Annotated in this window: 22 protein-coding genes; 3 read left to right on the forward strand and 19 right to left on the reverse strand. The window is 40.4% G+C overall.

Annotated elements, in window-relative coordinates; all coding sequences use genetic code 11:
• Positions 1-22: 22 nt before the first annotated feature.
• From FHW89_RS28770 to FHW89_RS02765, 12 genes are all read right to left on the reverse strand, one after another.
• Positions 23-2,035 (reverse strand): phage tail sheath C-terminal domain-containing protein, encoded by a 2,013-nt coding sequence (locus FHW89_RS28770; RefSeq protein WP_172333457.1) that lies wholly within the window; start codon positions 2,033-2,035, stop codon positions 23-25.
• A 12-nt stretch (positions 2,036-2,047) separates the two neighbouring features.
• A complete protein-coding gene (locus FHW89_RS02715) occupies positions 2,048-3,220 on the reverse strand; it encodes a hypothetical protein (RefSeq protein WP_172333458.1) in 1,173 nt (390 codons plus the stop codon).
• A complete protein-coding gene (locus FHW89_RS02720; RefSeq protein WP_172333459.1) occupies positions 3,217-3,813 on the reverse strand; it encodes a DUF4255 domain-containing protein in 597 nt (198 codons plus the stop codon). Before FHW89_RS02720 ends, FHW89_RS02715 begins: the two co-directional genes overlap by 4 nt.
• A 409-nt stretch (positions 3,814-4,222) precedes the next feature.
• Positions 4,223-5,755, reverse strand: a complete 1,533-nt coding sequence (locus FHW89_RS02725; RefSeq protein ID WP_172333460.1) for a RagB/SusD family nutrient uptake outer membrane protein — start codon at positions 5,753-5,755, stop codon at positions 4,223-4,225.
• A 23-nt stretch (positions 5,756-5,778) separates the two neighbouring features.
• Positions 5,779-9,363, reverse strand: coding sequence for a TonB-dependent receptor (locus FHW89_RS02730; protein ID WP_253952144.1), 3,585 nt, complete (start codon positions 9,361-9,363; stop codon positions 5,779-5,781).
• A 211-nt stretch (positions 9,364-9,574) separates the two neighbouring features.
• Positions 9,575-10,543 carry a FecR family protein gene (locus tag FHW89_RS28775; protein ID WP_172333462.1) on the reverse strand — a complete coding sequence of 323 codons (969 nt, stop codon included), beginning with the start codon at positions 10,541-10,543 and terminating at the stop codon, positions 9,575-9,577.
• A gap of 89 nt (positions 10,544-10,632) precedes the next feature.
• On the reverse strand, positions 10,633-11,241 hold the full coding sequence (locus FHW89_RS02740; protein WP_172333463.1) for an RNA polymerase sigma factor: 609 nt from the start codon (positions 11,239-11,241) through the stop codon (positions 10,633-10,635).
• A gap of 93 nt (positions 11,242-11,334) precedes the next feature.
• Complete coding sequence (locus FHW89_RS02745; protein WP_172333464.1) at positions 11,335-12,213, reverse strand: hypothetical protein; 879 nt, start codon at positions 12,211-12,213, stop codon at positions 11,335-11,337.
• Between the two features lie 51 nt (positions 12,214-12,264).
• Positions 12,265-13,509, reverse strand: a complete 1,245-nt coding sequence (locus FHW89_RS02750) for a YdcF family protein (protein WP_172333465.1) — start codon at positions 13,507-13,509, stop codon at positions 12,265-12,267.
• A gap of 64 nt (positions 13,510-13,573) precedes the next feature.
• Positions 13,574-16,030 (reverse strand): bifunctional YncE family protein/alkaline phosphatase family protein, encoded by a 2,457-nt coding sequence (locus FHW89_RS02755; RefSeq protein ID WP_172333466.1) that lies wholly within the window; start codon positions 16,028-16,030, stop codon positions 13,574-13,576.
• A gap of 17 nt (positions 16,031-16,047) precedes the next feature.
• Positions 16,048-16,884 carry a hypothetical protein gene (locus FHW89_RS02760; RefSeq protein WP_172333467.1) on the reverse strand — a complete coding sequence of 279 codons (837 nt, stop codon included), beginning with the start codon at positions 16,882-16,884 and terminating at the stop codon, positions 16,048-16,050.
• A 98-nt stretch (positions 16,885-16,982) separates the two neighbouring features.
• Complete coding sequence (locus FHW89_RS02765) at positions 16,983-17,138, reverse strand: hypothetical protein (protein ID WP_172333468.1); 156 nt, start codon at positions 17,136-17,138, stop codon at positions 16,983-16,985.
• 117 nt (positions 17,139-17,255) lie between these two features.
• On the opposite strand from FHW89_RS02765, the gene FHW89_RS02770 reads away from it, so the two are divergent.
• Both FHW89_RS02770 and FHW89_RS02775 read left to right on the forward strand, forming a co-directional pair.
• Complete coding sequence (locus FHW89_RS02770) at positions 17,256-18,305, forward strand: winged helix DNA-binding domain-containing protein (protein ID WP_172333469.1); 1,050 nt, start codon at positions 17,256-17,258, stop codon at positions 18,303-18,305.
• 378 nt (positions 18,306-18,683) lie between these two features.
• Positions 18,684-19,460, forward strand: a complete 777-nt coding sequence (locus FHW89_RS02775) for a DNA-formamidopyrimidine glycosylase family protein (protein WP_172333470.1) — start codon at positions 18,684-18,686, stop codon at positions 19,458-19,460.
• A 110-nt stretch (positions 19,461-19,570) separates the two neighbouring features.
• Here FHW89_RS02775 and FHW89_RS02780 read toward each other — a convergent pair whose 3' ends face one another.
• The 4 genes from FHW89_RS02780 to fbaA all read right to left on the reverse strand — a co-directional run bounded on the left by FHW89_RS02780 (position 19,571) and on the right by fbaA (position 22,428).
• Positions 19,571-20,167, reverse strand: coding sequence for a hypothetical protein (locus tag FHW89_RS02780; protein WP_172333471.1), 597 nt, complete (start codon positions 20,165-20,167; stop codon positions 19,571-19,573).
• Positions 20,168-20,241: 74 nt separating this feature from the next.
• Positions 20,242-20,667 carry a GNAT family N-acetyltransferase gene (locus FHW89_RS02785; protein WP_172333472.1) on the reverse strand — a complete coding sequence of 142 codons (426 nt, stop codon included), beginning with the start codon at positions 20,665-20,667 and terminating at the stop codon, positions 20,242-20,244.
• Positions 20,633-21,139 (reverse strand): low affinity iron permease family protein, encoded by a 507-nt coding sequence (locus tag FHW89_RS02790; protein ID WP_172333473.1) that lies wholly within the window; start codon positions 21,137-21,139, stop codon positions 20,633-20,635. Before FHW89_RS02790 ends, FHW89_RS02785 begins: the two co-directional genes overlap by 35 nt.
• A 209-nt stretch (positions 21,140-21,348) precedes the next feature.
• Positions 21,349-22,428 (reverse strand): class II fructose-bisphosphate aldolase, encoded by a 1,080-nt coding sequence (gene fbaA, locus FHW89_RS02795; RefSeq protein WP_172333474.1) that lies wholly within the window; start codon positions 22,426-22,428, stop codon positions 21,349-21,351.
• Between the two features lie 219 nt (positions 22,429-22,647).
• On the opposite strand from fbaA, the gene accD reads away from it, so the two are divergent.
• Positions 22,648-23,493: an acetyl-CoA carboxylase, carboxyltransferase subunit beta gene (gene accD / locus FHW89_RS02800; protein WP_172333475.1), complete on the forward strand. Its 846-nt coding sequence runs from the start codon at positions 22,648-22,650 to the stop codon at positions 23,491-23,493.
• A gap of 175 nt (positions 23,494-23,668) precedes the next feature.
• On the opposite strand, the gene FHW89_RS02805 is transcribed toward accD, so the two are convergent.
• The 3 genes from FHW89_RS02805 to FHW89_RS02815 form a co-directional block, all read right to left on the reverse strand.
• Positions 23,669-23,893, reverse strand: a complete 225-nt coding sequence (locus tag FHW89_RS02805; protein WP_172333476.1) for a hypothetical protein — start codon at positions 23,891-23,893, stop codon at positions 23,669-23,671.
• A gap of 39 nt (positions 23,894-23,932) precedes the next feature.
• Complete coding sequence (locus FHW89_RS02810; RefSeq protein ID WP_172333477.1) at positions 23,933-24,418, reverse strand: hypothetical protein; 486 nt, start codon at positions 24,416-24,418, stop codon at positions 23,933-23,935.
• A 187-nt stretch (positions 24,419-24,605) separates the two neighbouring features.
• Positions 24,606-25,742, reverse strand: coding sequence for a cysteine desulfurase family protein (locus FHW89_RS02815; RefSeq protein WP_172333478.1), 1,137 nt, complete (start codon positions 25,740-25,742; stop codon positions 24,606-24,608).
• Positions 25,743-25,812: the final 70 nt, after the last annotated feature.

Genomic DNA, 25,812 nt, shown 5'->3' on the forward strand with positions numbered 1-25,812 from the left:
TAATTTTTAATAAACACTACTATTAAGCTTGTTGCTGGATCTGAGAGAAACGCAGGATGATAAATTCAGCAGGGCGTACAGGAGCCATACCAATTTCAATGATCATTTTTCCATTAAGGATATCATCAAAAGTCATGGTTTGTCCCAGACCTACTTTCACGTAAAATGCTTGCTCTGGTTTCGGCCCAGCCAAAGCACCCTGACGCCACAGATTGGTAAGATAATTTTCGATCATAGCACGTACGCGTACCCAGGTGTTACCATCGTTGGGCTCAAACACAAACTGCATAGCTGCTTTTTTAACTGATTCCTCAACCATAATATAAAAACGGCGTACTGATATGTATCTGAAATCGTTACTGTTACCATCCAAAGTACGGGCTCCCCAAACCAGGATACCTTTGCCCGTGAAAGCGCGTACCGCGTTAATTGACTTGCCGGAATCTGTATCAATGTTCAGATCTTCCTGGGTGTTATCGTCAACATTTACCAATGGTTCCACTATAGTATTAACACTTACATTGGCAGGAGCTTTCCAAACGCCTCTAGTACCATCAACTGAGGCATAAATGCCGGCCAGAGCGCCACTCGGAGGTACTACAATTCCCTGGTTTTTAATGGCTACGGTGATGTTGTTGTATATAGAGCTTGAATCGTTGAGCTGGATTTCCAGATTTTGTAAACGCAGATTCACTTCATTGATGAACGCTGATACAGAATTTACAACTCCTGAATACAGATTGTTAACTCTTGCCCTGATATATTTTACAGCGGCTGCTGCATCTGCGGGTGCTGGTGTACCATATATGGTTGGATCTGCAGCCAGGCCAGCGGCATTTGGGAACGCCGGAGTGAAATTAGCTGCGATTGCCGCTCCTATCGCCCCACCAGGAAAACTTTCATCCAAAAGAAGAAGTTCACGTATCAGTTGGTCCATTGGTGAAATATCGGTTGCATCGGCACCGGCCCTGGTGTAGGTAGTATGAATATCTTTTGTTGTACGGCCGCCATAAATATGACTTGGGTCGGCATCAGTTAAAGTGCTGTTCAAAGCTACAAAACCCAATATGATGTCTTTGATATAAGATAATCGTAAAGTCATCTCAGGCTTATCACTTGTTGAGGGAATTAGCCCGTAAGCATCGGTTATGGCACTGGTATAAGGAGCTACATTGAACGGAGCGCCAAAACCAGGTGTGTTAACAAAAGTGTTGATATGGGTATTCAAGTCGGTTACAGCCCTGTCAATTTGTGTAACAAAAACATTATTAGTTACAATATTTTTTGTAGGTACATTGGTGCCAGCTGGTTTTTGCAGTTGAATATTCCGGTACGAAAAAGAATAGGACAAACTTGAACGGAGCCATGGATAATATGCCGCGCCATAATTCAAATTGGCCGAACCTATTCCATTTCTAAAAACGGTAATAACGTCTGAGTTATCGTAGGTTCTTTCTTTGTCGCCATTAAGTACATCCAGTATGGTAAATCTGTCCTGCAGATCGGCGCATGCTTTCAAAGATGTTGTAGCCAGGTTATTAAAATCACTGGCGCCAAATGAAATAGCATCAGGAATAACAATCAGCGTTGGCTCATCCTCTTTACGTAAAACTTCAAAAGCTCTGATCTTGCCGGCGTCAATAAAGTCGGTAATGAGCACTGAACCGTCATTTTTGTATTTACCAACAGAAATAATATAGCAGTTAACACCGCCGTTACTGTAAAACATTCTTACAGCGTTATACAACTGGTATTTGGGCGATATATTTACAGTATCTACACTATTGTCTGGCTTAAGCGCAACATTAGCAGTGAGATTAGGAAAATCGGCGCCAAAATATTGTACGTATTGAACAAGTGAGGAAATACGTACAGCTTGATTAACCACACTCTTCCCATTTCTTGTCGCGTCTTGCGAGTATCCGATAAATACCGGAACCGCGGTGGCCACCTGTGCAATTGATGGCGGAAAGGATGGAATTTCATTCACATAAACCCCTGGAGTTTTAATTGTGCTTTCGTTTATTTGTGACATATTTATCGGTTTTTAAAAGTTTAAAAAGATCTCTGAACATGGATAAGTATCGGTACCCTTTGTAATTGTGACGAGCCTCTGAGGATCTGCACAAGCAATTGGAGAATAATCATGATTATTTAAGGTTAATTTTAAATTCAACGCCTTATTACTTAATGGAATAGGTGTAAGTGAAGTAATCACACTCGCCGGATTTGCGAAGTGATATAAATTAGCCGTGTCATTAATGTTGCCCGATTGTTTGCTGGCCAGAATATATTTCCAGATGGTAGCACGGTTTAAAAAGTAAATACTATAGTGAGGCGCAGGGTTTATAGGGGCCCCACTCCCATCAATCAGATTACAGGAAACGGGTGATGCATCATTAAAAATGTCAATCACGGCAAAGGTTTTGCTAGCACTAAGCTCATCATTAATGTAGATCCATTGCTGGATGCCGTTAACCGTTAATGAGTATTTTCCTGACTGCAAAAAGCTCAGATCAAGTGGAAAAGAGGAAACCGGATTTGCAAAAGCTATCGTTTTTGAAAATACAGATTGGGTGTAGGTAGTAGCAATATTATCATAACCCAACACAGATATATTAACTGATGCTTGTGGGGAGGCAAACTGGTATGCGGATATAGATGGCATCCATTTTAAAGCATCCGCTTCTGTCAGATATTGATTTTTATCCACAACCATCCAATGGTTGGCATTGGTGAGATTAAAAGTGTTTCCTGGTTTGCTGCTACCAATTGCTCTATATGTAATACCTGTACCGTTTGACACCAGATCGCCGGGAGCATAAGTATTTGCCGCGTTATACACCGCTATTTTGCTCGACAGAAAAATTTTTCCGTTACTGACGTTGTTGTTCCTGTTAGTGAAATAGTAAATTTTACCAGGTGTAGCAGAAGATAAATTGGTATAGTTAAAAAATAAAGGGTTGTTAAGTTGCATGAAAAAAGTGAACTGCGCGCCTGTTTCAATTGCCGTAAACGGTTTTGGAGGATTTATTTTACCATTACAGTTTACCCCGGTAATTAACTGGTTGGAGTATTGCCGTGCAATTATTTGATGGCCGCCTAGAGTTTTAACCGTTTGGTTTGAGGGTAAAATATTAAAGTCGGGACATAGTTGATCTTTGTAGTAACTATGCAATAGTTCAACCGTGAACAGACTTCCAAAATTGATATCAATCATAATGTTTGCAGCGTTTTGTCGTTAACAATAATTTCATGCAGCAGAGGGGTATTTCCTTGTGCAAATTCCTCACTTATACTGATCATCCGCATTTTGTACATAACAGAAGGCAGATATTTTGACCCCAGTATACCCCATAAATTGTTCATGTCCTGAAATGATAATGTGTTGAGATCCAGGATAAGTTTTTCAACTCCCGCAGGTAAATCGGGTGAGCTAAGTGGTGTAAATACGTTTTGATATTGAAAAAACTGTATGATGAAAGAAAGACGCTTCAACGATTCTGTATAAGTTGAAAGGTTAACCGCGAACAATACATACAGATTGAGGTATATTTTGGGGTTCTTATAGGTGGTTTCACTCCCTTGCCGAACATAATTTTCGGGCGATTTACTGATCCTGTCCTCCTCTATGTTAACCAGTGTTATGAATGCGTTCGCCGGATTATTTGTGCCGGTAGATCCGGAGGTGTCATTATCATTCCAGGCTATATTAGCTACCTGAATAAAAGAGTTACTGTTGGATGGATCCAACTTTAACCGCAGATAGCTATCCAGATGCGTGTTCAAGAATGTTAAAGCCTGATCTATCATTGTAATAAAGTTTATACTGGTTTAAAATGCTGCCTTATAAAGGGATGTATAAAACAGCTGCTTAATAATTTCAGGGAGAATTATTATGATGTAAAATTAGGAGCTTAATTATTAATTAATACGCGTACTTTTACTAAAAACACCTCAAATGCCTGCGTATTTTTACGCGACTTTATTGTGTCCTTTTGATAGTATATCTATTCTGTAATTGAGATAGTTAACTAAAGTTGATATTTAGAGCCTGGTATTATAAAAGTATAATACCAATTATGTATTTTTTATACTGGTTGAAAAAAATATATGCTATTTAGGCATACAGAAGAAAAAAATCTTATGAACGGGCAAAACATTTTAAAACAAAAAAGGAAAGCATATGCCTTCCTTTTTTGTTCTAAATAAACGAATCTGATTAATATCCTGGATTCTGATACATTGTAACCGGGTTTAACTTGGTTTCGTTAAACGGAATAGGGAAAAACCTATCTTTTGTAGTAAAGTTTGATAACAGAGCTGAGCCGAAGTCTGCCTGCTTTTTACTGTGAAAATATGCTACTAATTCATCGGTAGTGAAAGTACGTAACAGGTCAAATAAACGGTGATGTTCAAAGGCCAGTTCAACACGTCTTTCATGTAATATAGCCAGTTTAAGGGTTGGGTATTTAGCACTGTAGGTGGGGTCTTGTGAAGAAACTTCATAAGTAGGCATACCAGCTCTCGCACGTACCATATCTACATATTGAATAGCAGCTGTATTGTTACCCAGGTACATATTTACCTCGGCAAGCATCAGGATAACATCAGCATAACGCATCAGGATCCAGTCATTACCTCCGTACCCATTTTTACCCGCTCCTGAACTTGCATCCCTAAACTTGGTAACAAACCAATCTTTAACCGTAGCATCATTGGCAAACTTGATGGAGAATGCGCCACGTGGATCATTAGCTTCATAATCATTCACAAGGTCATGTGTTACGTTATTACCAACACTACTTGATGATTTTAGAGAGTTAATGGTTTCGCCTTTAGCCTGATTGTTTGCCGCTATGCTTGAACTGTAAACCGGATCGCCCTGTATATTTACAATTTGCCAGATAAGCTCGGGGCAAGTACCCTTTTTGGTTACATCAAATACATCGGTGTAAGGGATATCTTTTAAGTTAGCAAAAGTTTTGGCGTTATAAGCTGCTGTAAGGCTTGTTAAGGCATTATTTAAATTTGTTGTTTTATTGGCAGCATCTAATGTTGTAGCCATTGTTAAATAAACCTGTCCCAATAAGGTATTTACAGCAGCAAGTGATATACGACCAATTGTGCCTGCCGCCTGGGTAGCAGGTAGGGGGCTGCTTTGAGCATCCTTTAAATCGGCAACTATTTGTGCATAAACTGCGATCTGCGGGTTACGTGCTGTACTCGCGGCAACCTCATTGAGGTCTGTAAATTGTTTTGTAACCAGCGGTACATCGCCCCATTCCCTAACCATGTGAAAATATATTAAAGCACGGATAAATTCAGCCTCGGCTTTATATTGCTGTTTGGTTGCGGGTTTGGCAAAGTTTACCTTATCAATATTAGATAATACAATGTTACAGTTGGATATAACGGAGTACATAGCACTCCAATGTGAGTACAAGTAACTGTTGGTAGGTATTAATGAAAAGTTATTAAACCCAAAAGGCTCGCCTGCGTTAGATTGATTATCATTTGTCCCGGTATCATCAGAACGTTGGTCGGTCCACAGATCACTGCCTTCACCTATGGTATTACCGCTTCTTAATAGCGCATAACAACCATTAACCGCTAATAATACATCATTTTCGGTTTTGAAAGACGAACTTATTAACGAACCATCGGGGTTAGTTTGCTCCAAAAAGTTTTTTTTACAAGAACCCAGCGCAAATAACGCAATCAGACAAACTAGCTTTATATTTATATTCTTCATTTGCTTCAGAATTAATTTTTGAATTAAAAAGTTGCCTTAACACCCAAATTGTATGACCGTACCAATGGGTAAACACCATAATCAATACCTGGAGTAAGGTTTGTATTCTGTGAACCGCTATAGCTATAATTATAATTAACTTCGGGGTTATAACCTTTGTATTTGGTAATAGTAAAGCCGTTGTTAACAGCACCATATATTTTCAATGAGCCTAAACCCAGGTTACGACTTATATAATCTGATTTAAGTGTGTAACCCAAAGTCATATTGGTGTTTCTTAAGAAAGAGCCACTCTGTAAATAAAAAGTTGATAGCCTGGTGCTGTTACTTTGAGTACTACCACGTGATGCACGATAAACACTTCCCGCACCCGGATCGGCAGCATTACGGTAACGATCGGCAACATCAGCATATTGGTTACCAGAACCTTCCATGTTGTACAGGTAGTAATCTTGTCCGTCAACTATCTGATTACCATAAGAACCCGCAAATGCTGAACTGAAATAGAAGTTTTTGAAGGTTGCATTTATGGCAAAACCATAGGTGAATTTAGGATATGGAGTGCCAATAATGCCCGCGTCTTTCGCATTAATTACGCCATCGCCATTAACATCCTTAAAATAAAGATCGCCAGCCTGTATCGGGGTAGTAGAAAATGTTGAAATAGGTGGACCTTTAATTTTATAACCAGCCGGATAAGATTGTGTAGCCGGATTATAGTTAGCACGATCTGCAGCTATGTTAGCCAGATCGGCCTGACTTACTATCCCGGCAACTTTATAACCGTAGAACATACCTACGGGCTGTCCTGTCTCGGTAATGTTAGTTAAGTATGAACGCTCCGCACCTGCACTGATAATGGTATTGCTACCACCAAGGTTCAACACTTTGTTTCGGTTTATGGATATGTTACCGCTTAGATTTAAGCTGAAATCTTTTTTGGCGATCACCTTACCGTCAACCTGAAAATCAAACCCTTTATTACTTATTCTTGAATCAGGACCTAAATTAGTGGTAACGGTTGTATTTCCTGAAATAGCAGATATTGGTTCTTTAAATAACAGGTTATAAGAATGGCTTAGGTAATAGTTAACAATAATGAAAAGTCGTCCTTTAAGTAAGCCCAAATCAGCACCAAAGTTATATTGTGATGTTGATTCCCATGTTAAGCCTGGATCAGCAATATTACCTGCAGTAAGCGAAGGCGCTGTAGCACCAGGAGTACCAAATACCGCGTTTGCTGGTGGGTTAAAGTATTGTTGAGCAGTATAATTACCAATGTTGTTATTGCCACTTAAGCCCCAGCTGGCGCGTAACTTAACTGTTGATTGGTCGCCCAGCCAACCGTGATAAAATGACTCATCAGATAAATTCCATCCTGCTGAAACAGATGGAAAATTTGCGTATCTGGTTTTAGTGCCAAAACGGGAAGATCCATCCGTACGGAATGAGGCTGACAGGAAATATTTACTGTCATAATTATAATTTATCCTGCCCAGGTATGACAATAATGTATAGGTATCATCTCCTGTTGGTTGTACTCCTTCTATTGGGCTGCTATTGGGTGTAATCAGCGTTATTTGAGCTGGATTGGCGCCCGCTATGTTTGGTATATTATCGTTCTGAAAACCGGTACCCTGTACGGTAAGCACATTATTGGTGGTTTTCTGAGCGGTATAACCTACTAATCCGTCAAAATGGTTTTTACCTAATTGCTTGGTGTAGTTCAGCGTAAACTCGCCTAATTGGTCACGATAATCAATGGTTTGGCGTATAGCTTTTGCTGCCTGTATTGATTGAGGTGAACCCGGTGGGTTTGCCCCATTACTAATATTAGTAGGTAAATAGTAGTTGTAGTTTTCGGCATAGGTTTGCATACCCAGGTTAGCATTGAACGAAAGGCCATCCAGGATGGAATAATTGGCATGAGCGTTATAAGTTGCACGGTCACCTACACGATTTATCTTTATTAATGTTGCTGTTGCTATTGGGTTTTCGATTGATTGATAAGCGTAAGCTGTTGATTGTGCTGCGGCTACGTTTGTCGCAATGCTGCCATCGGCATTGTAAGCCGGGAAGAATGGCATATATATCAATGCACCGAATGCCGGGCTATGATCCCAACGACCGTCCTGAGTTTCCTGATTGGTAGTTTGAGTAAATGCTATGTTTGCTCCTACTTTTAATCTTTTGCCTATCTGGCCATCAATATTGGCACGCAGATTTATTTTTTTCTGTCCTGTGCCCAGCATAATACCCGGATTATCCTGGTAACCAGTACTGAAGTAATATCTTGTGCCATTTGAATTGCCCGAGAACGAAAGACTATGGCTTTGTGTTACCGGGTGACGATACAATTCATCTTGCCAGTCGGTATTAACTGTTTGATGAATAAGCGACTGTGTTTGAAAGTTATAAAGATAAGGCGGAACGCTTACCGAACCGGCGTTACCTACGTTAGCTATACGTGTAGCGTTATCATCAGAGTACATGGCATCATTCCAGGTATGACCGGTAGTAACCCACAAGTCATGATAAGAATTGTTACGACCGTCGATTACCAGCTGCGCAAATTGATCTGAATTTAACAAATCAACTTTTTTAGCCAATCCGTTAACTCCAACCTGAACGTCATATTCAAATTTGCCTTTGCTGTTTTCTTTAGAACCGTGTTTGGTTGTAATAAGTACTACACCACCCGCAGCCCTTGAACCGTAAATAGCAGCCGACGCAGCGTCTTTCAATACATCAATTGATTCTATATCATCCGGGTTGATAAATAGATCGTTACCTGCAGCATAACCGTCAATTACATAAAGCGGATCTGAACTTGCAAGGAATGAACCAACGCCACGTACGTTAATTTTGGTAGTGGAGTAGGGCGAACCGCTAACTTGCGATACCTGTACACCCGCAACTTTACCTACTAAGGCCTGACCAACTGTCGGAGCGGTTAAATTCAGCTCTTCTGATTTAACACTGGCTATAGCTCCCGTAAAATCGCTTTTGCGTACCGTTTGATAACCGATAGCCACAACTTCGTTCAGTATGTTTGTTGATGGCAATAGCTTAACGGTTATCTCCGTGTGTTCGCCAACAACAATTTCCTGGTTGGTGTAGCCTACAAAAGCAAAAACCAATGTGGTTCCGGGTTCAACAGTAATGGTGAATTTACCGTTGATATCTGTTGCCGTTCCTTTGTGTGATTTTTTTTCATAAATACTTACACCTGGTAAGGCTAAGCCTTTTTCGTCAACTACGGTTCCGGATATCTTAACGGGGGGCTGTTCTGTTTTTAATGGAGACTTAGGATCCAGCTGAGCTTTTTCTACCCTAATCACCACATGGTGATCATCTACCTGGCTAATGGTTCCTTTATAGTTTTTTAACAGCTTTTTTAATACCTCGCTTATACTTTGGTCACTTACATGAAGTGATATGTGTTTTTTAATATCAACAGTGTTATCATACCCGATAACGAAATCCGTTTTTTGTTCAATTAGGGTAAAGGCTTCCTTAAGTGTAATGTTATCAGCAGTAATTGATATACGGGTATTGTTAATGGTTTGTCCATCGGCTGCAAAGGCTGGACCGGTTAATTGTAACATAAATATGATTGCAATTAAAGGGTAAAGCATGGCAGACTTAAGCCTTTTTATTAAATGAACTGGGGGACTGATTCGATAAAAATTTTGCATTTTAAAAGAATTTTTAATGATTGTAAGGTCGTTTTAAAGGCAGACACTACTTTAATGTCTGATTCAACAGGGGTTGGTGAAGCATTCCCTGTTTTAATAAGCTCGCTATTATTCCATGCTTTTACAGTTTTTTTAAATTAATTAATACAATCTTATTTTTGATTTGGTAGTGTAAACCTGTGAGGCGGTTAAGTACGTTTAACACATGGTCAAGGGGCTCATTATTAAAGCTAACGGTGTATAACCGTCTCGTTTTTTCGCCATTAAGTTTTATGGTTACATTATACCATCTTTCGAGGGTTGAGGCAATTTCATCCATCGAAGCACTTTGAAAACTTAACTTGTTCTGTTGCCAGCTAATTAAATCGGATGTTTCGACACGGCTAAGGGTATGTATGTTTGTTTGTTCTTCAAACATTAGCTGTTGGTTATGCGTAATTGCATCAGCGAATGTTTCGGGTTTACTGTCCGCATTGTTTTTCTCCACCTTTACTTTACCGCTTTTAACGGCTACTCTTATTTTATGATCCTCTGGATAGGCCTTCACGTCAAACTCGGTACCCAGATCAGTGATAAGTAATTTGCCAGAGTGGATAGTAAAAGGCTTAGCCTCATTATGTGTTATGGAGAAAAAAGCTTCACCTGCAAGAAAAATCTCCCTGGTTTTAATACCAAAATTGGATGGTATAAGGATCCGGGAATCAGAGTTAAGACTAACCATACTGCCGTCTGGCAACGAGAATTTCTTTTTTGCCCCTTTGGATACCACAACGGTAGTATAAGTAACTGTTACATTTTGTTTAGACTCAGTCTGATAGTATTTTAACCACCAAATGCCAATCGGGATCAGGATCAGAGCGGCGGCAGCATATAGCCATCTGCGATCAAATAAATTGCGAGGATGATTTAGAAGAACGCTATTTATTTTCTCATCCATGTGTGAGAGAAGCTCGAGATCCTCCTTGGTATTTAATTTTTCAATAGGTGTTTTTTCAAAACTGGCAAACCAGTCTTCAACTATTTTACGTTCCTGGTCATTTGCTTGACCTGATTGATATTTTTCGAATAATTTTTTTACCCTATTGTCCACGTACAAGGTGCTTTTTATACAGCTCGTGCATAAGGGTAGTTTGTCCTTTAAGAAAAGGTTAACAATTTGTTACCTTTCCTGCGTTATATTTAGAATCGAAAAAAAACAAAGAGCAGACTAAGCGTAATGATGAGCATCAAAAGCTCGGGATGGTTATTTCGTAAATTTAACCGAAGACGTTTCAAGGCTTCTGACACATTATTGCGAACGGTTTTTTCTGATATATTTAGGATATTAGCAATCTCGCCATTTTTTTTGCCTTCGTTTTTACTCAGATTATAACAAGAACGCATGGTTTCAGGTAGTTGCACTACCAATTGATCTATTTTATCTGTAAGTTCACGGGCAAGGCGATGCTCTTCGGCAGAATGAGTCATTTGTTCAATTTTTCCAATCAGATAGTTTTCACCTTTGATCCTGGTGTTTTTTTTTCGATAGGCTGAAACTACCTGATTACGACTAATGACATATAGATATAATTTAAAGTCATTGATGTTACCTAATTGCTTCCGGTTTGTCCATAGCATTATGAATATATCTTGTGTTACATCTCTTGCGTCTTCTTTGCTGGTAAGCCTCGCGTAAACTACATTGAAAACAAATTCTTTATAACGGCAATAAAGTTCCTGAAAAGCAGCAGTATCGCCCTCACAACATTGAGTTAGCAGCAACTGCTCTGATAAATTGATGTATATCATTGATTAGCCCCGAATGAACGCTACAAATTTAATGAGTGTTTATAGTCGGATTATAAAGCAGGTATTAACAAACTAATATGTTATTGAACGCTACTACCAGGAGGTATTTGTAAACGTTACGTTATTTTTGCGGGATGAGGATACGGCTATTCCTTTTTGGGTGTCACCTAAAAAGGAAAAACCTTCCAGTTCATCCTGTTTCCCATCAATATTTATCTCTCTGATCACCTGTTGCGTTCCTGTTTCTATAGATTTTTTCAGATCTATGTATGTAAAACGCCACATCCTTCCTTCCTTTTGATTTTGAATAAGGACAAGTATATTTTTTGAAGCTATCCAATGCAAGTTCTGAACCCAGGCGGTGCAGGTAAATTTTTTATATAGTACGCCTTTTTCGCTGGTTCTGGAGGCCTTTTTTAGGGCTTCTGGATCATACAATCTAACTTCGTTGCCATTATTACCATAATCTGCGGTAGCTACATACCATTTATTATTGTATTTTACATATTCCGGTCTCGTACCCTGAATACAGGCATCATCATCAATGGTGTTGATCAGGTTACCATCCAAAGTACCTGTTTTTAAGAGGCCATCCCAGTTAATGCAATAAATAACAGCTTTCCATTTGGTGCCATCTTTATTCAGACGGATGGAGTTGCCCATAAAAGTGGGCCCGGTACCGTTATAAGCTATACCGGTAGGATGGTTTATTACATCCTGCCCGTTTGTGGTTAGCTTATATTCTTTATTCATGTAGGTGAGGCTATCCCCTACCAGTCTAAATTCACGGATCATTCCAACCTCCCGGTCACCATATAAAAATATTCTTCCATGCTGATATGAAATACCCTGGCAGGCGCCTAATGAATCGATGGTTAAGGCACGGGTAACCGTCATATCAACTGTTTTATTAAAAAATGCGGTTAGCCCTAAGCACAATATAGCTATTGAAATAAACAGTAATTTCTTCATGATCATTGTTTTGCAGAATTTGAAAATAGTTGCGCCTGATAGCTCGATCTTCTATGGATCAAGGGGTTCATCATTATCAATTCTCAGAGATTCAATAGTTGGGTAAAACTCCTGCTCGGTGGCCGATAAGCGTTTGCCCAATTTATAGGGTACATATCCCAGCTCCTTTTCACAACGCCCGGCCATATTTTCTATAAAATAGCTTTGTGATTTATCTGTTGAAGTAATACAAGGTTTGCTGAACGGCATCCCGTAACGGAATATAATACGAGCGCAATTACGCATATTGGTAGTGGTGTGCCGTGCATGTGGGTCAACAAATATGGCATTTTCCGGTACGTGCAATTTTTCTACCATATACTTCTTCATTTCATCCGACTCGCAGTATTTGGTTTTATACGGGTGAACCTTACCTCCGGAGGTCATGATGAATGGTGCTAAACCTTCAAAATATCTTAACGCCGCTACCCGGCACCGAAGCATTCCTTCTGCACTTAAAGCCACTCCCGGAACGTCGGGACCTGCCCCCGGTATCAGGATCATGGTATATTTATACTTGGCCCAATTGATGGTTTTAATCCGTACATAAGCGTTTTTATTGATCCCGGAGATCATCGGCTCATCGTTTGCAGCGTCGTCTCTTTCGTTTATCTCCAGGCAATGTAGAGCGTAATTCAAGGATGGGACAAAAAACAACTTTTCATTTTTGCTTTCGTCCCATATAGTTGCCGAAGCATCATATACCAGGTTAAGATATCCACGGTTTTTTACATTAAAGCTGATAGAGTCAATCGCCGGGTAATTTGGCTTGCGGCCCTCTGCATAAACCTCAATAGTATAATTAACCGCTTTGGCATCCTGCTCCCATGCACTTACCAGCATTTGAACCGGCGATAGACTACCAAATTGCTGGTAAGTACCGGATGGTATTAAATGTTGTTTTACCAGGTTATCGAGTGCATTACCTGTTTTATATAAATTGATCAATCTTTCGCTGATGGCTTTGATCTCATCATCACTAAATTTCAGGGTCTGCGTAAAACACAGAGGATCTTTGCAGGTTGTGAGTGATGATTTAATGTTATCCAACCTGGTCTGAGTTAATTTTGTCAGCTCCGGGTCGTTAGCTAACAATTGTTTAGCTGCCGCGTTATTTTGAAATAAAGTGAGCAGATAATAGTTCTTAGTCTGTATAATATTATCACCTATCAGCTTATAGTTTTGATTTGCCGACTGACCATAAGAGTAAAAAGCAATGAAGCTTAATAATAGGAATAAATATTTCTTAAAATTCATGAGTGAGGTAGTCAATTGTTATTAAACGATAATTGATATTTAATGATTAAAACCAGAGCGCTTTTTAATCATCATCGTCTTTCTTTTTTTGTTCCAACAGTACAAAAGCGCTTCTTTTCGGTGCAGGCATAGCAGAATGTTCTCCTTTTACAGATTTCCAAACCACCTCATTCAAATCCAGGTCTGGTACAGCATCCTCCTTAGCAAAATTGAATAATTCTGAACGCTTGCTGCTTTCATTATCAGCTATATTACGCCTTTCCAGATCGACTTCGGCCGGCTTTAATTTATAGGGTGTTACATCAACCTTGCTGGTAAAACATTCATATAAAGGCATTGCCCCGGCATCATACTGACTCATCGGTGGTAAGCCAAGTATCAATTCCATAGTTCGCAGAAAACCGGAAGTTGAGTACATCGTATGTACAACTGCGTTACGTTTTACATAAGGTCCAATTACAAATGCCGGCGATCGGTGAGCATCAACGTGATCAGGGCCATTTTGAGCATCATCCTCCAGTATAAATACAACAGATTCCTTCCAGATCGGGCTTTGCGACAGATGTTCGATAAACCGGCCTATCGCCAGGTCGTTATCAGCAACCGCAGCAACCGGCGATATTTTACCTTTCTTCTGTCCGCTGGTATGGTCATTGGAAATACGAATAGTATTAAACTGGGGCACTGCATTGATAGTAAGCAGGGAATCAAAGTCATGTTGCCAGGCATCAACCCTAACCTGGTCTTTTATATCGAGATTAAAGCCAGGCGACTGCGGGCAGATGTGCCCCTGAAGCGTTTTAATATTAGCTTTTCCATCATCGCTGAACTCGCCGTAACTACGATAGGTTATACCAGCCCTCTTACAATAATCCCAAATAAAGCCATCGCGTGGATAAGTAACCGGCCTGCCACCTTCAAAACTGGTGCTGCCACCACGATTGCCATAGCTGGTTGGCCAGGTTTTTTCAATTACATCTGTAGCATACGCGGCCATGCTCCAGTTGTGCCCATCGGCACTTACTTCGGCATCAACATAAAAATTATCAAGCAATACAAACTCGCTGGCTAAAGCGTGGTGGTTGGGCGTTACGTGTTTGCCAAATAAGGTTAAAGATGTATCTCCATTGCCACCTTGCATATCTCCTAAAACCTGATCATAGGTACGGTTCTCTTTAATTATATAAAAGACATGTTTTATTGGCGATTTTTCACCTAATTTACGTGGAACAGGGTTACCGGTTTCGCCATCGGCGGTTGCGGTTCTTTTATCAGTAAACGGTGTATTTGCATAAACCTGGCGGGTGTATTGTTTCAATTGTTCGGGTTTAGGCGCATCAATAAATGATAATGAACCTTTGAATAAACCGGCGATATATTGTAACCGACTATTAGCGGTACTGCCGGTTTGATAGCCACTATTATCAGCCTTTGAAATGGGTTGAGGACCTTGCGGATTGGCCATTGAGCTTAATCCTTTACCATTAGTTACCAATATTTTACTACCTAACGTTTTTACGTTAGTAGGATACCAGCCCACTGGGATAAAACCCTGGCTCTTGCTGTATCCGGGTTTGGATAGGTCAAAAACAGCAAGACAATTGTTATCGGCATTAGCGATATATAATGTTTTCTCATTGGCACTAAGCGCCAATCCATTAGTTGTAGAACCCGTTAACCGGGTTGGGTACAATGTGGTAGCGACAGTTTCAATTACTTTATTACTAATGGTATTGATGATAGACACCGTATTGTCATTGGCGTTTGCAACAAACAGGCAGGTCCCTTTTTTATTCAAAAGTAGTTCGTTAGGATGGTCGCCAGCGGTTATTTTGTTTTCAATAGTTTGCGAGGTTGTGTTTACTACAGCAACGGCCCTGCCGCCCCAAAGCGAAATGTATAATTTTGTTTCATCCGGAGATAATACACAGCTATAAGCTATAGCGGGTAGTTGTACCTTATTAATGATCTGTTTAGCTTGTGGATCAATAATATAAAGGGTACTATCCTCTTTAGTTACTGTATACAGCTTGGTATTGCTTTTGTTAACCACAATGCCTGTCGGGCATATTTTATTTTTGGGCCATGGTGTGCCTAATTTTATAGTATCTGCCGTGTTTAACTTATTATCATGCAAGTGAAAATCCAATATCCAGTTATCATTACCGCCAGATGCATACAGATGTTTTTCGTCGCGGCTAAATGCCAGTCCATACCACGATTTGCCCAGAACCTTTTCATCAAGCAATTTTTCGGTTTTGGGATCAATAAGTTGTAACGATTGTGTGCTTTGACCATTATTGGTTACAGCCAGCAGCTTACCGGATGCGCTCAATTGCATATTTAAGGGCAGATCGCCTAATGTTAATGATCGGCCGGCAGGGCTTAATTTCCACCCATTAGGGAGTAACACCTGTGAGGTTCCTTTTACTTTGCCAGGTATCTGCGCAATTACAGATATGCTAATGAGTATGCTTAATAGCGAAGCAAAGCTTATTTTTTTAATTATTGAATTAAACATGGTAGTTTAAGTAAGTATTAATGCAAATTAAATGATACCTGGGCCCTTATTGTATACCCATTTTGCGACAATGTCGAGAGATCCCTTACTGCTTCTGATGGTACTACATTGCTATGAGTAGCGTAAATAATGGGGCCACCACAAATAGAGAACCCAAATCTTGAACCCGACGGAATATAATTGACAGATGGTCCAATTAACAACTTGGCCCCACCTTCCGCTTCATCTGCTTCCCAAAAACCTTCCAGATCTTCACCCACAGCTTCTGCCCCAGCATAGAAATTACCAATAATACGGTGATGAAAACCAAGACTCGTTATCAGGTCGATTCCGTCCCTTGACTTATCAAAAGCCTTTTCAAATCGGAGGTTTCCTGCAAATCGCCAGGATGCAGCATCAAACGAGGCCGTGACGCGGCTAAAAATAGATTTAACATTTGTCCAATCACGGCTACCACCTAAGCTAAGGCCAATACGGGGGCCAAATAGTTGTTTGCCGCCGATAAAGTCATGCATTAGTTCAGCTTGTTGTGCACTGGTTGTACCGCCATCCCGCGCAAAACCTAAAGCTGCATTGGCATATAATGTAAACTGGTTGCCCAGATAGCCCTTAACAGCCAGTTGCTGATCAACACCGTCGTAGCCAAATGGAGTTAAGGTGCGTTCACCATAACTGCCGGAATAATTTAGACTCCAGTATGGGGAACTGCCTGTCAGAGTGTTAACGGAGAATAAAAATGGTTGAGGGGCTGCCATTTTAAAATTCCCTGTTGGGTTTATTGGGCCGGCATTTTGTGCCATTGCAGCCACACCTGATAATACTAATGATAATACAAGGTAAAGCGTTTTTTTCATACGCTGCGAATTAACCCCCTTCATGTTACCCTATAATTAAGTAATCGTAAACATAATGTTGAATCCTCTTTTGCTATTATCTTGTTACAAAGTATTTCCTAATCAAGGCGGTTTTCTCTGGCTTTTCTGAAAGTAATTAGCACACCCAATATCATTCCAATGGCTATACCCACAGGTAAACTGTGCAAAATTAAACCGATCACAATACCAATAACTAAACCACCTGCAAAATATCCCGGTTTTATTTTATTCATTATTTCGTATTAAAATTAAGTATTCCAGTTGAATACTAAGAAGCTTTTTACTGCAGACAAGCAGCTGTCATTTATGGCTATTAATTTTATCTTTATCATTTAACATCAAGCCTATATATGAAAGATAATCACCTGGCCAGCCTGCGAATATATAACCAGAAAATTAATAACCCCGTATTCACTAAGCCCGAGGATGTGGTAAAATATATGGTGGCTATGCAGGCTCAGGATTACGCAAGTGCTAAATGGGCCATTGGGTTACGGATGCAGAACGCTAAAGAGCAAGATATTGAAAACGCTATAAACCAGGGAAAAATACTGCGCACTCATTTGCTGAGACCAACCTGGCATTTTGTGCTCCCACAGGATATCCGTTGGTTGTTAACGCTTACCGCACCTCGTATTCATGCCATCAATGCCTCCTTTTATAAAAAGTTTGGTTTTACAGATACCTCATTTAATAAGACAAACGAACTTTTGGCAAAGGCCTTGCAAGGAAATAAACAATTGAGCAGACCCCAGGTTTTGGAGCTGTTTAAACGGTCGGGCATCGCTACTGATGATATCAAATTTACTATCATACTGATGCGTGCCGAACTCGACCAGGTTATTTGTAGCGGAGCCCGTATCGGGAAGCAATTTTCATATGCCCTGCTGGATGACCTCGCCCCAGCCTCTCCGGCTTTGACTCATGAAGAAGCCTTAACCAAGCTTGCCGCAGCTTATTTTAATACTCGTGGCCCTGCTACTGTACATGATTTTGCCAACTGGTCGGGGTTGACCATTACCGACGCTGGTATTGGTCTTGAAAATGTAAAAGAACAATTGGTAAACGAGGTGATTGACGGCAAAACCTACTGGATACCAGATAGTCCCGATGCATTGTTGCCGAAAAAAAATACCACCTTTTTATTGCCAGCCTATGATGAATTTGCCACCTCGTACAAAGACCGAAGCGCCTTAATTGCTCCCGAATATGTAGAGCAGGCAGGGCATGTTGTTTTTGATCCCTCAATTATTGTCAACAACCAATTGGTTGGTACCTGGAAGCGTAGTCTCAAAAAGAATGAAGTTACAGTCGACCTTAACCTGTTTGGGCGGGTAAATAAAACGCAGACAAAAGCACTTGAAGCCGCCGAAGCCAAGTACCGGAAATTTCTTTTCTGAGGCGAGATCAGTAACCTCCGGGTTACGTCAAAAACTTTTTAAACCTCAAATTTTAACACTTTTCGATTCAAAAACGGGCTAAAATGGATTAAAAAAGATCAAAAAATATCGATTTTAACACTTTTTAACAAATTTCAGGCTGATTTTGAAGTGTGTTTTAAATTTTAAAAAGTATCAAGCAATTGACTGTCAAATAACTATATGAAAATGAGCCGGTTTTTAAGCCTTTTTCTCTTAAAATAAACAGCCCGATTTTCCTTTTTATGAGAAAACCGGGCTGTTATTATATCCAAATATACGAAAATTAAGGCGCAAAACCAAGATGCAGAAACACTGTTATCCTGTTATATTTGATCTCTGTTTTAAAATTTCATTATCATGCCTGAATTACCCGATCTGCAAGCATTTAGTTATAATCTCGATAAAAAATTAGCCGGAAAAACGCTTAAACATGTGGCTGTTATCAATGCCAAAAAATTGAATGTAAGTCACCAGGAACTACAAGGTACACTCGAAGGGCAAAAGCTGGATAAGGTTTACCGTGAGGGCAAGGAGCTTTACCTTAAATTTTCAAAGGGCGATATCCTGGGCCTGCACTTGATGCTACACGGTAAACTGTTTCTGTTCGAAGAAAAAAACGGGAATAAATATCCGATTATCGAATTACATTTTACAGATGGATCGGGATTGGCATTGACCGATTTTCAGGGAATAGCCAACCCTACCTTAAATCCTGATGATAAGGAAGCGCCTGATGCCCTGGCAAAAGACGGCGGTGTTGACTATCTGACCGCCCGTCTTCAAAAAACAAAAACCAACATCAAAACCGTACTGCTCGATCAAAAGATCATTCGCGGTATTGGTAATGCCTACGCCGATGAGATCCTGTGGCATGCTGGCATATCACCCATGTCTATCAGTAATAAAATCCCGGAGCATAAGATAAAGGAGCTGGTTAGATCTATCCATACCGTACTTACAGATGCCGAAAAGGCTATCCTGAAGGCTAATCCGGATATTATCAATGGCGAGGTAAGGGACTTTATGCATATCCACAATTCAAAAAAGACCCACAGCCCCAAAGGCGAGAAGATTATTGTGAAGGAAGGTACCAGGAAAACGTATTATACCGAGGAGCAGGAGTTATATAGTTAGGGCTCTGCTTTTTTGTCATCCTGAGCGTAGCGAAGGATCTATTGTCGAATATGCATGATCAGTTAACAGACTCTTCGCTACGCTCAGAATGACAAACTATTGAAATAATATCATTTCAACTTCTTCACCAGCACATTAAAATCGGCGCCAACAATGGGTATTTTTTTCCATTCTTCGGTTGGGCCATTTTTGCGATAAGTGCCGCCGTTGAGTACGCCACATGAAAAACCAAGTTCTTTACGGGGCTGTGTTTTTAAGAATTCAACGGCAACCAATATATCCCCTTTTACTTCTACCTTGTACGGTGCCAGATCAACGGTGATCAGTTGGTTATCCCTTAAGGGTTCATTGGGAGCTTTTTCTCTTACAATTACTCCCTTTATTTCTTCTTTAATCAAATTATCGCTCTCGGGCAATTTATCGCCCATGGCATATACGTTCACTTTAAATGGAATAGTATCCTTACCCAAATTGTCTACGTGAAAACTCAGTTTTAGTAACTCAACCGGCTTATGTCCGGCATTCATCCTAATCCCCACCTGCGCCCCCTGCACAACATTGAAGGAGTTATTGGTTGTTCCTGATCGTAATTTATTACCGATGGTTTTTGTTTTATCCTGCGCCAGACTATTGAAAGCGGCAAAACAAATAAAACAGATAAACAGTAATTTAAATACTTTGGATAGCGGCAGGCAATGATTGATCATAAGACGGTTATAAAATGATATTTAATAAAGGCAAGACGAAACCGAAGGTAAATTGGTTGCACGGTTAATATCTTTTATTTCCTGATCATTTTATAATGCCATATACCGGCCTCCTCAAACTCCGGACCTATTTTTTCAAAATTAAACCGCTCATATAGGGATACGGCCTGTGTTTGCGCATGCATATAAACATACGTAGCATCGGCAGGCAAATCGTCCAGAACGGTTTGTACCAGGGCCTGCCCTATGCCATGACCGCGGAATTTTTTCAATACAGCAAAGCGTTCCAGTTTATAGCCTTTATCTGTTTTGCGCCAGCGGCAGGCGCCTGCAGGTTCGCCATCAATTGTTGCCAGGAAATGGGTCGATTCATCTTCAAACTCCCATTCCAGCTCGGGAGGGCAGTTTTGTTCAACTACAAAAACTTCGCGCCTTACGGCAAAAACTTTATCAAGATCGGCTTGCTCAATTACTTTTCTTACTTTTAAGTTTGTGGGCATTATAATGTGGTTTGGTTTTAAGTACAGTTAGTTTGGCGTTGTGATTCTCTTCGGCAGCATCAATAGAGTGGGTACAGGTAAGGTCATCTTCCTTTTCGGCCAATATAGATAACTGCACATAAAATTTATGCAACTGGTCAAGCTCTTTTTCGTTCAGATCCTCAATATCCACCATCCGGTTACTGGCGCCCTGGTGCGAGGCCAGCAATTCGTTCAGTTTTAAGTGTATGGCTTTTGAATCTTTATTCTGAGATTTCTGGATCAGGAAAACCATCAAAAAGGTAACAATAGTGGTTCCCGTATTGATGATAAGCTGCCAGGTATCAGAATAATGAAATATAGGGCCGGTAATACCCCATACAACAATAACAGCAATGGCTGTTAAAAAAGCCCCCGAGCTGCCCGTGGCAATGGTAGCCCAGTTGGCAAAACGTTCAAATAAATTCTTCTTTTTCTTAGCGATCTCTGCCATATACGTAATTTATCAGGTTTTGGGAAACGCTTATAACCAACAAAGCGCCATTACAACAAATGTAACAGCGCTTTGTTAGTTTTTGATGAATATTATGGATTAAGAGCAAGGATAATAAGAGTCAGGAATCAATATGAACTTAAAACGACTTTATTTATCGACTTTTTTTCTTGGCTCTTGACTCTTAATATCTTGCCTCTCTTATAATATTATAATTTGCTATTTACATCAACACAGTTAAGGTCTTCAAAAGCAGCAGCTAAACGTTTAACAAAACTTTCTTCGCCTTTGCGTAACCATACGCGTGGGTCGTAATATTTTTTGTTTGGAGAATCTTCGCCTTCGGGGTTACCGATCTGGCTTTGCAGATATCCTTCTTTTGATTTGTAGTAATCTTTAATACCTTCCCAGTACGCCCATTGCATATCGGTATCAATATTCATTTTGATGGCGCCGTAAGAGATAGCTTCGCGGATCTCTTCCTGGCTTGAACCAGAACCACCGTGGAACACAAAATTGATAGGTTTGGCATCGGTTAAACCAAATTTTTGTTTAACATACTCCTGAGAGTTATGCAGGATAACCGGCTGTAATTTCACGTTGCCTGGTTTGTAAACCCCATGTACGTTACCAAAGGCAGCAGCTACGGTAAAGCGCGGGCTTACTTTTGATAAATGCTCATATGAGTAAGAAACCTCTTCTGGCTGGGTATATAAACGTGAGCTGTCAACATCAGAGTTGTCAACGCCGTCTTCCTCGCCACCGGTAACGCCCAATTCAATTTCCAGGGTCATACCTAATTTAGCCATACGGGCCAGGTATTTTGCCGAGATCTCGATGTTTTCTTCGATAGGCTCTTCCGAAAGATCAAGCATGTGTGATGAGAAAAGCGGTTTACCAGTTTCGGCAAAGAATTTTTCACCATGATCCAACAAACCATCAATCCATGGTAAAAACTTCATGGCAGCATGATCGGTATGAAGTATAACCGCTACACCGTAATGCTCAGCCAGTAAGTGAACGTGTTTAGCAGCCGATACAGCACCTAAAATGCAGGCCTGAAGCTTTGAATTATCTAATGATTTACCGGCGTAAAATTGTGCGCCGCCATTTGATAGTTGGATAATTACCGGAGAGTTTACCTGTTTGGCAGTTTCCATAACCGCGTTAATGGTGTTGGTACCAATAACGTTTACCGCAGGCAAAGCAAACTGATGCTTTTTAGCAACCTCAAATAGTTCCTGCACCTGATCGCCGTGCAGAACACCTTTATAATTTTTTAAATCCATGAGCTTTTATTTGGGCCTCGAAGTTATAAAATTTCTTGGTTTTAGTATAAGTATCTGATTATTTGTTGCGATTTAACCGTTTAGCTGCTCGCTTACTGTATTTTATACACTTTGTTTGAAAAAAAATAGTTTAACAAATAAAAGTGAACATGGATTACTTACTACTTGTTATAATATTTTTCGTTTCTTTGTAGTCAATTGAAAGAGCTCGACATAGATATGGCATGGTTTAAACGAGAGTTGAAAGGGATAATTACGACTACTGAGGAAAAGAAAGAAGCCCCCGATGGGATCTGGAATAAATGCCCTAATTGTAAGAAACCCCTGCATTATTCTGAGCAGGTTGAAAATCAATATGTTTGTCACTATTGTGGCTACCACCTGCGTATAGGTTCAAAAGAATATTTTGCAGTATTATTTGATAATAACGAATTCACGGAGCTGTTTCCTGATCTGACTTCAGGCGATCCGCTGCATTTTGAAGATACCAAGAAATATACCGACAGACTGGCTGAAACCCAAAAGAAAACAGGATTAAAAGACGCAATACGCGCAGGAGCAGGTAAAATTGATGGGCAGGACCTGGTTATCGCCTGTATGGATTTTAATTTCATCGGTGGTTCTATGGGGTCGGTAGTAGGCGAAAAAATAGCCCGCTCTATTGATTATTGCATCGCTAATAAAGTTCCGTTCCTGATGATATCCAAATCGGGCGGCGCAAGGATGATGGAAGCAGCCTTCTCATTAATGCAGATGGCTAAAACATCGGCAAAACTGGCTTTACTATCACAGGCTAAAATTCCTTACATTTCATTATTGACCGATCCTACAACAGGTGGTGTTACCGCATCATACGCTATGCTTGGCGACATCAATATTGCTGAGCCAGGTGCACTGATAGGTTTTGCGGGCCCAAGGGTTATTAAAGAAACCATCAAAAAGGACTTGCCGAAAGGTTTCCAAACCGCGGAATTTGTTCAGGAACATGGTTTCCTTGACTTTATAGTTGATCGCAGGGAAATGAAAGAAAAACTGGCATCGTTCATTAAAATGATGGCGAATTAATACAATACTTAAGATTTGTCATTCTGAGCGTAGCGAAGAAGCTGTTATCCAATAGACATATCTGCGAATAGATACTTCGCTACACTCAGGATGACAAAGTGGATTAAAATATATACAAACAAGAAAGGCTGTTCATTTTGAACAGCCTTTCTTGTTTGTATATCAAACCGGTAGCTTATTTAGTTGTTGCACCGGCATTAGCTCCCCCACCTTCTACATGCTGATCGGGAAGCATGGGCAAGCTGCCATCTCTGCGCAGCACCTTGAAATCACCTCTGTGAGGTCCATATTTTTCAATGTATCTTTCATTTTGTACTGGGCTTGCGTACATGTTCTGATAATTGGTTCCTGTTCCTTTGTTATTATCCCGACCGGAATCGGGGTTTAAATAGTTGTTCATGGTCTTATCCTCCTATCCAATAAATAATCAAAGTGGTAATTAAATACCTTCCGTGCCTGGCTCGTGACCTATCATACGACCGGTTGTACGGCCATGCGGACGGCTTACAAAATCTGTTTTGGCAGGACCTTCGGATGGGAACTCTTTTTTATTTGGCGGTGTTACGTCGTTTTTCTCACTGTATGAGGTATCAGCACCGCGTTGTGGCTGATCAACTTCCTGCTGACTATGATATCCGGAACCTTCTTTTTTTGTTTGGCCTTCGTCCGGTATTTCGTCATCATCTTCTTCTGGCACTTCGTCAGGACGCTCGTATTCGTCGTCCTCATCATTCAGGTCTTGTTGATTAAACGTGGGTTTCAGATCATTAGTATAAGCATCCTCATCCTCTTTCAACTCGTCATCATCTAATTCATTGTTGTTAAAGGCATCTTCGTTTTGACGAAATGAAGCATTGTTGGTATGGTCTAAATCGTTACGATTATTATCCTGGGAATCCCAGGCTTCTTCTTTATTGCTCATCATAGGTTTTCCAATTTGATAGTTAATTAATAAACCAAATGGATTGCTGAATTGTTTTTATTTTGTCGAAATAAGAAAATTACTTTCTTAATAAATATAGATGAGAGATATAAACGAGCGTAAGTATTTATAACAAAAAAGCCCGTCATTAACAAAATGACGGGCCTTGAAAACGAATTATCTTTTGAAATTAAACGTTCACCGGGCAAAGTTCACGAACTTTGGCCACAACGTAATCAACTTCTTCTTTGGTGCTATATTTGGAGAAGGAGAACCTTACAGATGGTCTTGATGAGCTTGCGTTAATAGCCGTAAGTACATGCGAACCAATATCAGTACCCGAGCTGCAGGCACTGCCACCTGAGGCCGAAATACCGGCAATATCCAGGTTAAACAATAGCATATCCCCCATTTCCATTTCGGGGAAAGCCACGTTAAGCACAGTATACAAACTTTTCTCCGGATCGGTTTCGCCGTTAAAGCTGATGCCGGGGATCTGGTCGGTCAGTTTACCCATCATATAGGTTTTCAGATCCTGTATATGATTGCGGTGCTGCTCCATTTCAGAATAGGCCAGCTCAAGCGCTTTAGCCAGACCAACAATGCCGTAAATATTTTCGGTACCGCCACGCATGTTACGTTCCTGGGCGCCGCCGTAAATAAAGGGTTTTATTTTAATACGGTGATTCACGTGTAAAAAGCCAACACCTTTTGGCCCATGCAGTTTATGGCCAGCACAAACTAAAAAGTGTGCCTTCAGCTTGCTCAGGTCGTGCTCATAGTGGCCCATGGTTTGTACGGTATCACAATGATAAATGGCGTTGTATGCTTCGCACAGATCGCCGATTCGGATCATATCAGACAGGGTACCAATTTCGTTATTGGCATGCATGATAGATACAAAACTGCGTTCATTGTTTTTCAGTAACGTTTCCAGGTGATTATAATCAATATTGCCCTTGTTGTCTACATCAACAAAGCTTAGTTTGATGATGCCCGACTTTTCCATTGCTTCCAGAGTATGCAATACCGCATGGTGCTCAATATGACTGGTGATGGCATGAGTAATATTATGATCAACAATACCACAGCGGATGGCGGTGTTATCGGCCTCGGTACCGCTTGATGTAAAAAATATCTCGGCAGGTGAAGTATGAAGCAACCCGGCGATGGTTTTGCGGGCCCGCTCAATCAACGTGCGTGCTTCGCGACCGTGCGCATGGATAGATGAAGGGTTACCATAGTGGTTCTCCATCACTTTGTACATTTCTTTTAAAACCTCCGGATCAAGCGGTGTGGTGGCCGCGTTATCAAAGTAAACACGCATCTCTCTTTTGTAATTATTGAATTATTGAGTTAGTGAATTAGTGATTGAAATGGAAATATGAAGCATTTGA

Source organism: Mucilaginibacter sp. SG564 (assembly GCF_013149275.1).
Taxonomy (GTDB): Bacteria; Bacteroidota; Bacteroidia; order Sphingobacteriales; family Sphingobacteriaceae; genus Mucilaginibacter.